Source organism: Janthinobacterium sp. 64 (assembly GCF_002813325.1).
Classification (GTDB): domain Bacteria; phylum Pseudomonadota; class Gammaproteobacteria; order Burkholderiales; family Burkholderiaceae_D; genus Janthinobacterium.
In genome coordinates this window covers 4,979,491-4,996,577 of the sequence record NZ_PHUG01000001.1, presented here as the reverse complement: position 1 = coordinate 4,996,577, position 17,087 = coordinate 4,979,491, and the positions used below count along the sequence as shown (strand labels likewise).

Genomic DNA, 17,087 nt, shown 5'->3' with positions numbered 1-17,087 from the left:
AGATGGCTGCCCGAGAGGGGGATTCGAATCATGCCTGGTAACGCGCATGGATAGGCGATTTCAACAGATGGTAAATTAAAGAATGCCTCCAACTATGCCCTTACCAAAAAGTTGCCTACCTGGGTCAAGAATTAGTGCAACAAGAACATCCATTCGAACAAAGGATTGAGAATCCTTCTGTCGGTGTTTCGATTCCGCACCGGACCACCAAGAATGATTCAGCGAGAACGCCAACACATGCAAGTTGGCATTTTTTTAAAGACACAAAGTCCGTGTGGCGATCCATTTATGCTATTTCCGCTGCGCCAGCGATTTCATCATCTACACTAGAGTTCATATACTACTGACTTTACTTATATTGGGATCGGTGAGGGCCGGCTGTTTGTTGCCGTTGTATCAGACCTGTATTCCCGACGTGTTGATCGATGTTCAATGCAGCCAACGATGCCCCAGTTGATGATTGATGCGCTCATGATCGCCATTGTTAGGCACGGCAAGCCCTGCGCGGTGCGGCATCTCTCGGAGCCAGGGTTCGCAATACACGAGCGAGAACTTTCAGCACTTGGTGGCATCGCACGACATTTCCTTCAGCATGAGCCATCGTGGGAATTGCTGAGACAACACCGCAATGAAAAGCTTCTTCTCGAGGTCAAAAACCAATGGCTCAGCGAGAAGCACTACCGAACCAGGGACGAACTTCGCGCCGATTGTTCGACTAACATAAAAAGATTCTACAATGCACTGCGCCGTGCATTCAACAATCGGCTAGTTCAGTCTAATTCACTTTGAAAATCTAAAATGGGCCTAGCGGAAGTGTCCGTACTGCTGGGGGAATGCCAAACAGAGCCTTTATGGACAGGCAAACTGAATCGCCGTCTCGCTGTACTTCCGGCTCCCCCCACTGCCGTGCCAGCACATGTCCTGGTCGAGCCAGGTGAGTCGCGAACCATGCACCTTCAGCGCCCCGTTGTCCTCCTTCCAGTTGGTCGTTCGATACTTCGGTTTGCTCGGTGCATTCATGCTGAAAGTTTACCGAGTCGCGATTCACGCGCGCCTCGGGATTTTGTGCAACAAAGCCATGCTCAGGGGTAACGGCATCTGTGTGGTGATTAGAATTACTCTCCGCAAGTAGCCGAAGAGGTACGGCCGTTCAATAACGGTCGGTAGCATAGCCGCAAAAGCGGCGTAGAGTAATCGACGCCAATTTACTTTTTGCTGAAAGCACGTGGCAACTCGCCAAGCCATTGCGGGACCCGGATTTTTGGCGGCTCATCGCTATACCTCCACGTCAGATCCGCGATCAAAAAATCCAGCCAAACCGGCTCCAGATTCCGCTCACCAGCCTTTGGTGCAGGCTGCTGATGACGGTCTCTGATCCATGCCAAGATGCGCTCGCGTACGGCGCTAGGATCACCAAAAAAATCCTTGAATATTTCGACTGTCGCTCCGCCTGTCTCCAGACTCAAGCTGCTGTTCGCTTTTGCGTCGAGCAGCATCTTGAACGCTTCCGCGAAATTGTCGCGCTTGTGCAATGGTCCGCATGCTTCGGGAAAGGCTTCATTCGTCAACATCTCATGCAACCGCTTGCATCCATCCGACGTCAATTGGTCGCTCAACGCATTCTCCAGTCCCCTGGCATTCTTCATCTTGTCTATAACTTCCACTATAGGTAGATACGCTACCAGCGACATAGGTTCGGGAAGTAATTGTGGGCGAGGCTTGCCACTAACTACGTGAACAGGATCGAGATCTACAACCACTAAGGCTTGATCAGCTGCGGACAAGGCCCCCTTGCAGTCAGGCTGGAGGATTCCCTTACTCCAGCCGTGATAAGGCGTCAACAGGCGTACGGTGCCGGCGTGGTCAGGTTTCACGTGGCTGACAGAGTCAATACCTATAAAACAACTACCTCCAACGCTAAGCTTTTTGTTGGCAGCATTGCAAAATACAGTAGCTGTACCCGATGCTAAGACGCTGGCTTGGCCTGCATGCCAATAATCGTTGCTACGGCTTGTACAGGCAGGAACTAGCAGCACGGATCGCCGCTCACGATTGCGCTGAGCGGACGTCAGTAGTTCGCCAAGTGCGCTAATGTCTTCATCGACATGCTTCTTAGCTTCGGAAGGATTTCCTCCAAACAGTTGCAGCATCTTGGCCAATTCGTGCTCTAGCGGCGAGCGGTTGGCGGGACTTGTCAGCATAAATAGCTCGGAGCAAACCAATTCCATACAGTAACGCAGCTTCTGGGGGCCATGGATCAACGCCCTAAGCAACGGAATTAGCTGCTCTGGTGACCATTCTCCCTTCTTCGCGCGACTTCGAATACCGCGTAAGGCCTCTACCACCTTCTCTTCGGTGTACAGCGGTTCCAACTTCTTGACATCAGGCCGGAACAGCTCATGAGCTGCGACGGCGCGGTACTTCTTGCCGCGCTGCAGTTCAATTACTCCAGTGTCGCCCTCTAAGCCAAATGGCACTTCCAAAGCTTTATCCGGTTGCCATAACAAGGTCAGTTTCTCCGCCAAGTGATTGCTACTGTCGGCTTCCTCAAATTGCCGGTAGGTCCCCGCCAGTACAGCCAATCCGGGATAGTTTCGAAGCTGCTCCTTCAACCACACGACCGTATCCGGTCGTACTGATACCTCAGGCAAGACGAGAAGTTGCACCTTGAGGTCTCGGCACGCTTTCAACGCTTGCCGTAAAAGTGTCCGCCGCCGATGCTCGGGCCACGAGATGACTCGCAGTTCATCTTGCCAACGAAATTCAGAATGTCGCTGGACGGCCTTACTCAAGTCCTTGAGCTGACCTTTGTCCTTAAGATGGGCTCGGAGTGCTTCTTGCGACGACTTGGATAAAGGCAAACCGCCTAACCCGACTTCTGCTAACGGATGACTGTAACTTTCCTCTACGCGGCACTGGAATAACGCAACGCGAAAATGGGAGCTAATACGTGCTTCCTGGTCGTGGCTAGTCTCGCCTCCAAGACGATTTTTCCACGACTCACTTTGCCATTCGCTCAACCTGTCGAGAAGCTGCAAGGTTGAGATTTCGTGGTCCGACTTACTAGCTTTCTGGGCTACATCGAGTTTTTCTTGCACGTCCGATGGGGGAGGCGGTGGGATCATCGAGTCGTCGGCCGAGCGATCCGTATGCATCGACGATTCGTTTCCATCTGATAACGGCATTGATTTAGTCGTGCCTGCTTCCACACTATCCGCCCCACCGGATCTAGACTGGGAAGAGGCTTCATTGGGTAGCGCATCATTTTCCTGAGTGGCTGGAGGCTGCCCCTCTGCTGGCTCTAGCTGAGAATCCGCCAGTATTTCAGGGTTTCCGGCTACGCTATCTATCACTTCCGGAAAATCGTCTTGCCGAACGGTTTGCAAGGAAACTACCGCACTCGCTGGAATCACTAGGACCGCCTCCGGTTGAGATGGCAGCCATTTCCCGAGCTTGTTATCTAGAGTGTGTACGGCCAGTAGATCATTGTCAGCAATACGGCGTGTCTCGGTCCAGACTTTGAGTATCCGGTTGCCGTCAGACGGACGGTGCTCTTCTAGCGAATTGGCGTAAAGGCTGGTGTATTGCGGCTTGGTCATTTGCCAGCCGGCGCCCGTAACATCCGTAAACTCATTGGTGTCTCGGCTGCGACCGAACGTCCGGCCTTGAACGCATACCACGCGCATACCCCGTTTCAGATCGAGGTCGCACATCGCTGCTGGTAGTGCCCGCATCAAGTCCTCGCATTGCTGCAACGTAAATCTAGGCAAAGCGTCGAACGGCCAGGGCTCATGTGCGGGGGCAGAGTCATCGACGCGTGCGGGTGTGGTCTGCCAGGCACTGAGGGTTTTGTAGAGCGCTTCCAATGACGGAAGCTCGAAAGCCTGCGCAAAGCTGCTATTCAACAGACCGATCAAGCCCAACATCCATTTCCAGGGACTGGCCTTGCACAGTTCCGGCCAATTACCATCGAACAACAGTTTCCGCATGGCCTTGTAATCCCCCTGCGGATCTAGGCGGGCCATATCGGGCATTGCCCATTTCGTCGGCAGGTTCAGGTTTTCTTCCATGCGGCGCGAGCCGAGATCCGCAGTGTATCCCCAAAGCGCTGCCACGCTGCCGCGCAGGCCTACACCGACAGCCGCCAATGCCAGCGCTATGCGCAGTGACGGTGCCGTCACGTCAATATCAGTTTCCACCACTTCAGGATATAGCGCTCGGTACAGGGCCAACATCAGTGCCAAATCTGGGCGCAATTCGCTTGATTGGTTCGTGGGGCGCCGCAACTTAAGGCCCCCAAGAGCCCATAATGGCAATCGGTTCAACGCATCGGGAAACGCACGATGCAGAACGTGTCGCAAGTCGTCGCCGCTGCGCGCTTGCATCCGCATGGCCATGGCTCGGGTCTCGGCTTCCACCAGAATTGCGTGGCGCACCTGCGCGTCCAACCCTTGGTTCGAAGGGAAGTCCAGCAACAACTTCAACGCCCGCTTGACGGTGCCCGGCAACGAAACGGCCGTGTCGCTTACAACGGCGGTCGGCACCCCGGACAGGAAGCTCCCCTGCAACTTGCGCAGTTGCTGTCGCAGCACATAGCCTTCCAGTGCCTGCTTGGCATGCGCTTCGTTATCAAACTCCTCGCTTTCATCGAGTAGCTCGTCACGCACGCCGGTTTCACCCGCCATATCAGTGGCCACACCTAGTACATCGGCGACAGCCCAACCTACGCGCCAAAGATCTGCATCAGCCAGCGGCACGTTTTCCGACTGAACTCTTTCATCGCGGTCGTGGTACCAAGCGCTTACTCCCAAAAGATTGCGCGGGACGGGGTCAGCTACCAGATGGAGTGTCGTCTGATCGCCCTCAACTTCGAGGAACAACTGAGGCAAGAACGGAACATAGGTCATTTCCCCTTTCTCGTCCTCCCGCAATTGGTGCATGGAGAGGAGTGCTAGGAACAGGCGTGCCGCTAAATGGGTTCGAGCTTCTGGGCCCGTTTTTCCTAGTGCAGCCAAGTCGCTCCACACCTGAGAGGTCAGGCTCTTGCCCCAGCAAACAGTGAACGCTTCGGCTCCTTCCAACTTGAACCGGACTTGCATTGTTTCAGTGACGCTTGAGGGCCCTGAACCCAAGGCCGCCTGTACGAATTGGGACGCCACTTCATTCAGGTCTTGCGTCGCCTCGCGCAGAGCGCAACGGTAAAGATACCTGCCGCCAGTTCCCAGCTCTTCGTCGATCTCATAGAACGAGGCGGTCTGGTGATTGAGGACTGGCAGGTGCGGAATCAGCCTCCGTTTCTGTTCACTGCCGAGGTTCGAAAGCAGCCCGCGGAATTTGGACAGTACGCTCAGTCGCTCTTGGGGAGGTGCGCTTCTCACGATAAAATCGATAGCCAGACCAGCCTCGGCACGAGTCCTTACAGCACTATCGTTCTCCCTCAGCTGCTCAATGACGCCATGTGCGAGCTCTAGCTCATCAAGTGGAATAATTTCGCGGTCTTGAAGTGCAGCCAGCGGTCGATCAACTGCCGCGCTCATCAAAACCGTACCTGCCAGACACAGCCACTCGATGGCGGTCACCCTACGCTCGCTTTGCGGCGTCACCGCCGGGAGCACCGGGCCATTACCAGCCAAACGCCGAGCTTTGCGGGCTATCAGCCGCGTCCGCCGTGCTACGTGGTCACGGTTCGTGGCCGGTCTTACGCTTCGGAAGAAATCATCCTTGCAAACCAAGCGTGCCAGAGCAATGCGGTGGTTCCGGTTCTTGTCAACTTCAGCCAAGAACTGACCGTTCGCCTGCCAAGGGTTGGGATCGAGCAGCCTGTCTAGTCCTTCGACCGCAAAGAGCATGTCGTAGCCACGCTCAGCAAAAGCTGCTGCCCAATCGTGGTTCTCACACACGTCGTCCCAATGCGTTCGGAAGGAGGTCCAAGCCGCCTCGGGATCGACCGGTTGGCTCACGGCCGCCACATACCACCATAGCCACCGCGCACAGAGGCCCAAGTCATTGGCTCGCAGATCGGATGCGGTCATTGCCGCTTTCACGTGCTTGACAATGTCCTCAGGACGCTCCATGAGCGCTGGGTCTCGCAGCATCTGAAGGGCACACTGACGATCAACCTTGGGTAGGTCGTCCCCGAGACTCCAATCAGCCTCACCGTCACCTACGATGGGGTGAGCCCAAGCCGGTACAGACGCTGCTAGGCCCCGCCCGTCGTTGAGCTGACGCATGACCTGAATGGGCGTGCCTGAGCGCACACGTTCACCTTTGTGGATCAATGCGATAGAAAGCTCAGCGGCCTTCGCTTGCAGCACTTCGCGCAGCTCCTTCAGCAGCTCCTCGCTATCGGCAAATATCACGACATCGTCCACGTAGCGCGCATAACCGGCGCGCGGGCGGCGCTTGCTGTCTGAGCCGGTTTCTTCGGTGCGAGTGCGACGGATGAAATTGCGAGCTGCATGGTCCACAGGAAATAGCGCAATGGTGCCAATGTATGCAGACAGCACCGGTCCCTGAGGAATGCCGATCGCCTCTTTGCTCTGTCGGGTTTGCTCCACTAACTCGGGATCGTGATATTCGTATCCAAATATGAGTCCAGTCAAAAGGCGCTCCAGTGCGCCATCCGGTACAGGCGAATCGGCCGCTAAGCCGAACATGCTCTTGAAGCCCTCCGGATTGTGGTCGCGTAATGCGGCTGACAGCGGCTTGAGTAACTCATCTCTTACCACGTAGCGCTGGATGGAATCATAGTAGCGCTTGGCATCCAGGCGCAGCACATGCACTCGGGGACCGATGGCGTGGCACTGATGCGCCAAGCTCGCCATGAAGTCACGCCAGCATTGACCGAACGGCCGGAACATGCCCTGGTCCGTTGGGATTCTATCGCCCTCCAGAACGTCCATGTCGATCTGGTAGCCGAAGCTTAAGGTCTTCGGCTCATCCCATTCAAGATCAGGTTCATTGAGTTCTTCATAAGTGCCGCTAACCACCACTTCCTGCCGAGATGCGTACCAGCGCACGGCGGGAATGCACGCTGAGAATGTCTGGCCCCCGGCGCTTAAGCGATCATGTCGCTCGGTGAGCAACTCGTTGAGAAGCAGCTGTTGCGCATGCAAGTCAGCCGGGTGAGGCATCACCTTTAGACGCGGATCGTCCAGTACGTTTTTGTCCCCAGTGAGCTTGCGTGGCAAATGCACAGCATCGAAGGGTGCTCCCTGGTGCCATGAATTTTTCTGAAGAGTGGCCTTTAGGCGATCCAACGCTGTCTGGTCAAACAGGTACTCATTACTATTTAAAATTTGCCAAGCCTCTTCATCGCAAGGCAGTTCGCCACGATGCGCACCGTGATAGGCAAGCCTCCTAGCCAATGCTGCGCGCGGAAGAACATCGTCGAGGTATACGCTGCGTTGTATCGGCTGCTTTGCTTCATTGGATGCTACTAGCATCCAATGAAGCTGTTGCGCCCATGGCAACTGGCTGTCACTGAGCCTCATCGCCGGCAGGTCAGGCAAGCGGTGGCCGTAGAGCCGCTTAACGGTGAGAGCAGTTCTAAATAAAGCCCTTTCGCGGATGGTCGCAGCTAACTGATTCCATCGGGATGCTTGAAGTTCCGATGCGTCTTGACTTCCCAGTTCACCTGCAAGAAGCAGACCTTCGGCCGGCAGCTCGAATCTCTGCAGCCAATCGGTGGCCTGCTCGGATGAGGCCAAGCTGCGCAGACTCGTGTCGGGGTCTTTCCCCAAGGTCGGATCAGTTCGCCAGGGCAGACCTATCCAGCGCAGGTCCACGCCTTGGAGGTCAAGCAGCCTCCGCACCAAGCGACCGGCACCACCGAAACCGGCAGAGTCGCTGTCTAAAAAAACGCTGTATACCAATTCACCTTTGCCGGGTGCGCTCTCTGCTAGCGCTTTCAGCAGACCAAGTTGTTGATTGCTCAGGCTGATCCCCATCAGCGCCACTGCAGGTTGGCCCAGCTCCAAAAGTCGTAGCGCATCCAGAAAGCCCTCAACCAAATAAAGCTTTGCCTGTTGGTTGTTCTTTAATGCTTCTTTGATAGCATTGAATGCATCTGTCGCATTGAATAGATGATTGCTCTTATCGAAACCCGACGTTAGCAGGTATTTCGCCACACCTTCTGGGGGTACACTCTGTAGCGCGCGACCCGCAAAGCCGCTTACTTTGGGCTTATTGGCATCGGGGCCACGAATGGGGATGATCACGCGTCCATCATGAAAGCAGTCTTGAAACTGATCGAGCAAATCCAGCTTCCATTGGCTGGAAGAGGATCGGGAGCGCAAGCGTTTGATCAGCCCAAGGTTCTCCAGTCCATCAAGTAGTTCGATACGTTCGCCTACATCCTTGCCCTGCAAGGCCTCAACCAAGACACTGCGCGTGATGCAACGCAGCCCCTGGCGGTAAAGAAATCCATCGTTGAAATCACGTTCTAAGCACCAAGACTTGAATCGCTGGGTGTCGTGTTGCGCGTCAAAAGTGCGTAGCGCAAAGTCCAGTGCGGTTTCACTGGTAACCTTTCGCTCGTCCCGTCGCGTGGACCTCAGGCGCAAAGGCTTGGCGCCGAATTGCTGGGCTAGCCACGCTACCGCCGGCAGGAATTCCAGTCCCTCAACCTGCTTGACTAGGTCAATGGCAGTGCCATGGGTACCACAAGCAAAACAATGAAAGTGCGCGGGAGAAGTTCCATCAGCTCGATACAGAGTCAGCGAAGGTCGTGTGTCTTGGTGAAACGGGCAAAGTACCAGAGTCTGTGAGCCTCGTCGCTCGGCGTCTATACCGAGTCGTCTTACTACTTCCTCCAGTGGTGCCTTGGTCAGAAGGTCACTGATATCGTATCGATCCACGTATTTCCTAGATTTTTTCGAGCTTGTTTTGAGATGGGAGGCCTCAAAAATCCCTGAGCGTCCGGCATGGCAAAAGTCGGCCATTAGCCATAGAGCATAACATGTTGCCGATCTGGAAAGTACGCAAAATCTCACTAGCTGAGTGGTTGCACTTGGCTGCGACTTATGAGAGTGGGGGGCAGTAACAATTGGATTCAACCAGAGCACGGCGCGCTGCTGCATGGTGGCAATCGGCACTTCCCGGTATTTGCCGCCCTTGGTCCAGCTATCCTGCAGCCGCAGGATGTTCCCGCCATCGACCCACCCCGGCTTGATCTTGATGCTTTCCTCGCGCCGCAAACCAAACGCTGCCTGCAGCTGCAAGGACGGGCGCGTATGACCGTTGAGCACGAAGTGCGAATAAGCAGGTGGGAAGTTAGCTAACCGCAGGTTAGCTAACTTCACCTATCCTGCCCCGCTTCGCGCAGCGACTAAACCACAAAAATCGTCGGACACAACTTCGACCAAACCATTTTTTTACAGATACGAAAGCAAATTTAGCAGGAATGTATGCCGAAACTAGCACGGTAGTTCCGCCCTGTGCAGCGACTGAAACCCTTAAATCACCGGGTAATACCTCGGTCGAACCATTTTTTTGCAGGTACGAGAGCAGATTTAGCAGGAATGTATGCCGAAAGTAGCACGGTTGATCAGCGGCAATTGGCAGCGTCCAAGTGGGAACATTTGACATGCATCTGGGCCGACCTTGATCAATGTCAGCAACAAATTTTCATAGTCTGCTTTACGAGTTCTACACGGCAATAGCGCGCTTCTCCTCCGATGGCTGCGCCTTTCCGCGTGGACAGAAAGAGCTCCCCCCTGGAGGCGGTCAAAACAATTGCTGATAGGTATTGATGGCGTGAGATGCCAGCAGTCGCATGCACATGTGGCGGCGATACAGCAACAGGACCAATGAAATCGGGGCTGCGCCAATGCATCTATCGCATGAAGAATGCGCTGTCGATTGCCCAATTTTTAGCTGCTAAAGCTTCCACGAAGCCGCCCCTGTGTCCAGCCTTGATCTCACACAAAGTGCGCGACAGGCTTGATCCAAGTGGCATGGCAGACCGATTCTTGTTGCACCAGTGATTCCAGCATTCGATACTGGACACGTGTTTTCGGAATAATGATTGCGAGCGCGTTTCCACGAAGGACGAATCGGTGACAGGGCAAGGCCTGCCACATATGCCATTCGCCCCGGTGCTGCCGCTGGCATTTTTGATTCACGAAGGGGGACGCCATGAAACCAGCGACAGCCGAATACCTGAAAGAGCGCCGCGTGGAACCTCGCATGGGTGAAGAGCGCTTCATCCGCCTGGGCGAGGTGCTGGCAACCTGCGGCAAGTCGCGCAGCAGCGTTTATGCGGGCATCAGGGAAGGTACCTTCCCTGCCCCCGTGAAGCTGCAGGGCCGCTCGTCTGCCTGGCTCAGAAGCGAAGTGCTGCGGTGGATGCAAGCATGCATCGAGGCAAGCAGACCGACTACAACCGCTGCATCCTCGATAATCAATAATTCCCCATACATTAATCACACGAATGATAAATAGAATTAACAAAAAAGCGGATTCAATAGTTTTTTAAAGAATATTTAAAAATTCTATTTCTATTTCCTTAAAAAAATTACAGTAAAAAGCACAATCCTTTACCCCTCAAGGATTCGGAAAATTTTCAAAAAAATTAGAGCACCCATTAATTCGAAAATCGACATGGTAAACTACTATGAAATTATTTCCATAAAACAAAGAAAACAATGAAGCAAAAAAAAGACCAATAAACAAAACAATAATCCATTACAAATATCACTTCTAATAAAATTAAAAACAACTCAATCCGGATAAAATCTTTAGTGCGCGTGGGCCAATATATCCTGAGCTTTCAATAACACATAGCTAGGACGCGATGTTATTTTTGTCAATTCAGAATCATAACCAGTTTGATGGTTGATAAGCATCTGAATTAAAGGAAGAAGGCCACCTATACTGGCAGCAACATTATCCGTAGAAACACCATAAGCGGACAGCCCGAGCCCAAGAACACCATAGGTAACTTTCCAATACTTTGAGGAATGCTTTTTCTTTGCATTCAATTCAGCCCTTACTTCTTCCGCTTGATCTCTTAGGGATTCCAATGATACCAAGGCGGAAGTCAGTGCTTCATTACTTGCGTCTGCAGAAAAAATTCTAGTGAGTTGGGACCTAAATGCTGGCAGTGCAATTGCGGCCTCTTCGCGAAGTTGCACAATTTGCTCAGGGCTCAATTCGCTCACCCAAGGAACATTAATTTCACGCTCTCGTTCTAAGAGTAGCATTGACCTTCTACTCAATAGACGACCGTCTTGCTCCAGTAAACCGGCTAATCCGAGGCGGGAATTAGAGACGATCGAACCACCTGTCAATGATGCTTCGCGAGCGACATAGAGAATAGATCGTAACTCTTGCTCTATATGAGGCTCAAGAAAATCACGTAGTCTCGGCAGCTCTTCCGCATATGGATTTGTCAATATCAGTGGTGGCTCGAAGCATTTTCCAGTGTGAGCAATATATCCGCCTTTTTCGCAAGGCTCCAATTTATAATCTGATTTGAATTTCTTCGATAAAATTTTAGAAAGTGATGATATATCCCCGATCAACTTATCCGAACAACAGTCACATATCGCAAAGAACGGCGATCTAAATTTCACCAATCCAGCATTTATTAACGGAGCCAATCTAGAAAGTACTTTTGCATCTTCAATTAATCCATCAATTTTTTCATTAGTTGCTCGACCAAAATCTACTAACCTATATGATATTGTATCTGTTAGCCAAATCCTATCGGCTATCAACCCCACGCTTCGTGCAATTCTATCCGCCGCCAAAATACGACAAGAAAATGCTGAGCACCCATCCCCACTAATAATATCGAGAGCACCGTGCAAATGTATATCCAGCTTCCCAGGATCCCTTGCCTTAATCGCATCATTGGAATTTGGAAATTCAAAAGATCGGGCTTGCAATTTTAGTTCTGGTAGAATATTCTTGATGCGCTTCCTTGCATCGCTCCATCTTTCGCATTGAGACACCTCATTTACTAGCAACTGCAGTACTGGCGGTATATCGGTAAGTTCGCTAAGCATCTTCAACAAGAGGCTCCTTCTGATAGTAGGAAAACTATAGTTATCAAAAAATACTACTGCAATATGACGATCCCAGAATACAACGACTTGTCCAATGCGAAAAAAACGCACATTATCACGTTAGCGTGAAGGGCCATTACGGCTGTTTCCAGCATTAGTACGCCAGAAACGAAAAGTAGCGATTGTCATCAAAGCTTGAATAATTACCGACTCTGACAAGAGAAATTTCCGTGATAAAAACTAGTGCCTGCCAAGCAGGCACACATGCGTCAAACACTAACACAAGTATTTGCTCAAGTACTATTAATATTAAGCATTAAACGCACGCTCACCTGCGCCGCTGCATCACCCTGGCATCTCTCATGGCCTCGATCAAGTCACCTTCATCCATGCCCAATTCAAGGCAGCCGAAGATTATGTCGGCGCAGTAGTCATACAGCACATCAATTACCTCGGCGGCGCGCTCTTTCTGGACGTTCTCCAGCATTGCCAACATGTCGCTTCGCATTCTTTCATCGGCGGAAACGCGGCTCAGTGCAGGAAAGACCAGCGCCCACATCCACTCCACCGCCTGCGTACCGATGTGGGTTGCGCAGCGCTCCACGTTTCTAGCATTTATGGCAGGAGGCAACGGTCGATTTTGCCGAAGCCGCTTTGACGGGCGCGTCTGCGCGGCCTTGAACTCTGGGCGCGGGTCCTTTCCCTCATCAAGCATCTTGCGAGCAACTACACGGCGGCTCCGCGCAAGATCCAGCGACACTTCCGGGTAGTGGCCGAAGGTCAACGTCTGTTCCTTCCTATCTAGCTGACGAAATTTCATCCGCCATACCTTTGTTCCAGTTGGCATGACTTCAACATACAGCCCTAAGCCATCGAACAACTTGTGAGATTTGCTTCGAGGCTCAGCTTGGGCAACTTGTTGTTCTGTAAGAGGTGCAATAAGTTTTGCCATATCAGCCTCCATTAACGATGCGGCACTGGCCACACCAGTTCCAGCGATCCATGATGGCCCGGCTGCGGCGTATCGCCGCGCTCCACGGCTTCCAGGTAGTCGGCCCACTCCTGCATCATCTTGCGGCGCTCCGTCAGGAATTGGGCGCGGTCGTAGGCGCTGGCGACCTTGTCCTTCGGCGCGTGCGCCAGCTGGCGGTCCACCACTTCATGGCGGTAGCCCAGGCGCTCCTTGATGGTGCTCATGGCCAGCGCGCGAAAGCCGTGGCCGGTCATGCGGCCCTTGTACCCCATGCGGGCCAGCGCCACCAGCAGCGTGTTGTTGCTCAGAGGCTTGTCGTGGTCGCGCTGGTTTGGAAACAGATAAATACCATGGCCCGTAATGGTATGCAGCTGGCGCAGCAAGGCCAGCGCCTGGCGCGAAAGGCAGACATGGTGATTGGTCATGTCGGGATTGACGGTCAGCTTGCCGCGTTTCATGCGCTGCCAGGGAATAATCCACTCGCCGTTCTCAATATCAACTTCGCTCCATGGCGTTTCTATCAGTTCGCTGGTGCGAACGAAAATCAGCAGCATCAGGCGCAGCGCGATGCGCGTCGGCTCGAACATGCGCGCCTCGTTGCGCGACAGTACGTCCAGGAAAGTCGGCAATTCATCAGCACTGATGGCGGCGTAATGCGACGCGCGCTTGGTCTTGAGGACGTCCTTCATGTCCGCCATCAGGTTGCGGTCGGCCAGCCCGCATTGGATAGCGTAGCTGAATATCTGCGAGCAGACGGCCTTCAGGCGATGCGCGATCTCGGTGGCGCCGCGCTCCTCGATCTTGCGCAGCATGACAATCAGTTCGCGGTGCTTGATTTCCGCGATTGGCCTGCTGCCAATCTTTGGAAAGATATCGGCCTCCAGGCGCTGCAGCATGTTCTTGGAAGTGCGCTCGCTCCAGGTTGGCACCTTGTTTGCGTACCACTCGCGTGCCACCTTCTCGAAGGTATTGGCGGCCTTTTCGGCGGCGAGCCGCTTGGCGTCATCGCGATGCTTGGCAGGGTCGATCCCCTGCAGCTGCAAGCGGCGTGCCTCCAGGCGCTTTTCTCGCGCATCCTGCATTGAAATTTCCGGATACGGGCCAAACGTCAGCGCGTTTTCCTTGCCGTCTGCATGACGGAATCTCCAGCGCCAGATCCGCGATCCGCTGGGCATCACTTCAACGTACAGGCCGCCACCGTCGAACATCTTGTACGGCTTGGGCCGGGGCTTGGCGTTCTTGACCTGGAGTTCGGTAAGGGGTGGGATGAGCTTGGGCATCATGGTCTCCTCTGCGTAAGCGTCAGAAACCACTATAGGCGACTAACCAGGGAATGGTCCCCAGTGTGAACTAGGTATTGATCCCAAACAAACACCCAAAAAATTTGGCTGCAGCTGGACAGTACTGGACGCCAGAATACAAAAAAACCGCTTTAGCACGGGCTAAAACGGTTTTTTGTGGACGTTCTTGGACTTCCTTGAACTGGCCAATTTGTATCTTTGGCGGAGAGAGGGGGATTCGAACCCCCGATAGAGTATTACCCTATACACGCTTTCCAGGCGTGCGCCTTCAGCCGCTCAGCCATCTCTCCTGAAGGCAATGCGCGCGTCTTGCTTGCTCACATTGTGTACTGCATATCGCTTGTCGCGAAGCCGCAGATTATAGCAAAGATTCTACAGACTGCCAAAGTTATTTACCCTGGGGTAAAAGTTTGAAACACCCAGCCCAGTAACTGCTGGGGTCAGGCCCGGCGGGGGCCTGTGCCCCAGTGGGGCGCAGGCCGATCCCGAAGGGACTGACCTTATTACGACGTTTCTTTCAGCTGATCCAGAATCGCCGGGTTTTCCAGGGTCGACACGTCTTGCGTGATCGTCTCGCCCTTGGCCAGCACGCGCAGCAGGCGGCGCATGATTTTGCCGGAGCGGGTTTTTGGCAGGTTGTCGCCGAAACGGATTTCCTTCGGTTTGGCGATCGGGCCGATTTCCTTGCCGACCCAGTTGCGCAGCTCCAGCGCCAGTCGTTTCGCTTCCTCGCCCGTCGGACGCGCTTGCTTCAGCACCACGAAGGCGCAGATCGATTCGCCTGTCGTGTCGTCCGGACGGCCCACCACGGCCGCCTCGGCCACCAGCGGGTTGGCGACCAGGGCCGATTCGATTTCCATCGTGCCCATGCGGTGGCCCGACACGTTCAAGACGTCATCGATGCGGCCCGTGATGGTGAAGTAGCCCGTTTCCTTGTTGCGGATGGCGCCGTCGCCTGCCAGGTACATCTTGCCGCCCAGTTCTTCCGGGAAGTAGCTGGACTTGAAACGCTCGGGGTTGTTCCAGATCGTGCGGATCATCGATGGCCATGGACGCTTCACCACCAGGATGCCGCCCTGGCCGTTCGGCACGTCCTGGCCCGCTTCGTCGACGATGGCGGCCATGATGCCAGGCAATGGCAGGGTGCAGGAACCGGGGACCATCGGCGTGGCGCCTGGCAACGGGGTGATCATGTGACCGCCCGTTTCCGTTTGCCAGAAGGTATCGACAATCGGGCATTTCTCGCCGCCGATGTGCTTGTAGTACCACATCCACGCTTCCGGATTGATCGGCTCGCCAACCGTACCCAGCAAACGCAGGCTGCTCAGGTCGTAGTTGCCTGGATGGACTTTCGGGTCCACGTCGGCCGCCTTGATCAGCGAACGGATGGCCGTCGGCGCCGTGTAGAAGATGCTGACGTTGTGCTTCTTGATGGTTTCCCAGAAACGGCCCGCGTTCGGGTAGGTCGGGATGCCTTCGAATACCACTTGCGTGGCGCCCACGGCCATCGGGCCATACGCGATGTAGCTGTGGCCCGTTACCCAGCCGATGTCGGCCGTGCACCAGAACACGTCGTCGGGCTTGATGTCGAAACTCCACTTCATCGTCAGCGCGGCCCACAGCAGGTAGCCGCCGCTCGAATGCTGCACACCCTTCGGCGTGCCGGTCGAACCGGAGGTGTACAAGATGAACAGTGGATGCTCGGCATCGACCCATTCCGGCTCGCATTGCGCGCTCTGGCCTTCGACCAGGTCGTGCAGCCACGTGTCGCGACCGGCCACCATCGGCAAGTCGCTGCCCGTGCGTTTGTAGACGATGACGTTTTTCACGCACTCGCAGCCGCCCAGCGCCAGCGCTTCGTCGACGATGGATTTCAATGGCAGCTTCTTGCCGCCGCGCAATTGCTCGTCGCCCGTGATGACGGCCACGGCGCCGGCGTCGATGATGCGTTCCTGCAAGGACTTCGCCGAGAAGCCGCCGAACACGACGGAATGCGTGGCGCCGATGCGCGCGCAGGCTTGCATTGCGGCAACGCCTTCGACGGACATCGACATATAGATGATGACGCGGTCGCCCTTGGCGATGCCCTTGGCTTTCAGGCCATTGGCGAACTTGCAGACTTTTTCGTGCAGCTCTGTATAAGTTGCCTTGGTGACGGTGCCGTCATCCGCTTCGAAAATGATGGCCGTCTTGTCGCCCAGTCCATTTTCGATGTTGCGGTCCAGACAGTTGTACGACACGTTCAGCAGGCCGTCTTCGAACCACTTGTAGAACGGGGCGTTGTCTTCGTTCAGGGTGCGGGTAAACGGCTTTTTCCAGCTCAGGTTCTCGCGCGCCAGCTTGGCCCAGAAGCCTTCGTAGTCGCGTTCGGCGTCGGCCACCATGGCGCGGTAGGCGTCCATGCCGGAAATCGTTGCCTGTGCGGCAAACGCTGCCGACGGTTCAAATACGCGCGACTCTTCCGGTCCCTGCTGCTCAGTGCCCTGCCCTTGGTTCTCTATAGCGGCCATGCTAGTCTCCAGTGTAGTAATTGTTTGTTAATACAATATTCCTGCTGTCTTACGGACGCCTTACATGCAGCGTTTTCCTCGATCCATTCTAACCATAATCGCCACCGGCGACGGGCGTCAAGCGTACGCCGCCCAGCATTCTGGATGGAAAAACTGATAACAAGTCAATTAGTTGGCGTCGCTTTGTGTTTCATCAAGGCCAAGAATCCAGATCGAGGGCATGCGCAGTGATCAGCAGCAAGTGTAAAATGTCGGGCATACCAAAAATTGGTATTTACCCCCAGGAAACTCC

Annotated in this window: 6 protein-coding genes and 1 tRNA gene; 1 reads left to right on the top strand and 6 read right to left on the bottom strand. The window is 54.3% G+C overall.

The features are described 5' to 3' along the window. Positions 1-1,205: 1,205 nt before the first annotated feature. On the bottom strand, positions 1,206-9,302 hold the full coding sequence (locus CLU91_RS21945) for a CHC2 zinc finger domain-containing protein (RefSeq protein ID WP_232730838.1): 8,097 nt from the start codon (positions 9,300-9,302) through the stop codon (positions 1,206-1,208). A gap of 835 nt (positions 9,303-10,137) precedes the next feature. Here CLU91_RS21945 and CLU91_RS21935 point away from each other — a divergent pair. Then, a complete protein-coding gene (locus CLU91_RS21935; RefSeq protein WP_100875807.1) occupies positions 10,138-10,443 on the top strand; it encodes a helix-turn-helix transcriptional regulator in 306 nt (101 codons plus the stop codon). A 296-nt stretch (positions 10,444-10,739) separates the two neighbouring features. Here CLU91_RS21935 and CLU91_RS27970 read toward each other — a convergent pair whose 3' ends face one another. From CLU91_RS27970 to acs, 5 genes are all read right to left on the bottom strand, one after another. Beyond that, positions 10,740-12,122, bottom strand: a complete 1,383-nt coding sequence (locus CLU91_RS27970) for a hypothetical protein (protein WP_157814759.1) — start codon at positions 12,120-12,122, stop codon at positions 10,740-10,742. A 217-nt stretch (positions 12,123-12,339) separates the two neighbouring features. After that, the gene (locus CLU91_RS21930; protein WP_100876864.1) at positions 12,340-12,963 is read right to left on the bottom strand and encodes a DUF4102 domain-containing protein; all 624 of its coding nucleotides are present in this window, start codon (positions 12,961-12,963) and stop codon (positions 12,340-12,342) included. A gap of 11 nt (positions 12,964-12,974) precedes the next feature. Then, positions 12,975-14,267, bottom strand: coding sequence for a tyrosine-type recombinase/integrase (locus tag CLU91_RS21925; protein ID WP_232730837.1), 1,293 nt, complete (start codon positions 14,265-14,267; stop codon positions 12,975-12,977). Between the two features lie 217 nt (positions 14,268-14,484). Continuing rightward, a tRNA-Ser gene (locus CLU91_RS21920) sits at positions 14,485-14,575 on the bottom strand. A 213-nt stretch (positions 14,576-14,788) separates the two neighbouring features. Next, positions 14,789-16,795 carry an acetate--CoA ligase gene (gene acs, locus CLU91_RS21915; RefSeq protein ID WP_100875806.1) on the bottom strand — a complete coding sequence of 669 codons (2,007 nt, stop codon included), beginning with the start codon at positions 16,793-16,795 and terminating at the stop codon, positions 14,789-14,791. Between the last annotated feature and the right edge of the window lie 292 nt (positions 16,796-17,087).

Coding starts and splice junctions, on each gene's coding strand:
- acs (WP_100875806.1), bottom strand. CDS start 16,795: ATGGCCGCTATAGAGAACCAAGGGCAGGGCACTGAGCAGCAGGGACCG.
- CLU91_RS21935 (WP_100875807.1), top strand. CDS start 10,138: ATGAAACCAGCGACAGCCGAATACCTGAAAGAGCGCCGCGTGGAACCT.
- CLU91_RS21930 (WP_100876864.1), bottom strand. CDS start 12,963: ATGGCAAAACTTATTGCACCTCTTACAGAACAACAAGTTGCCCAAGCT.
- CLU91_RS21925 (WP_232730837.1), bottom strand. CDS start 14,267: ATGATGCCCAAGCTCATCCCACCCCTTACCGAACTCCAGGTCAAGAAC.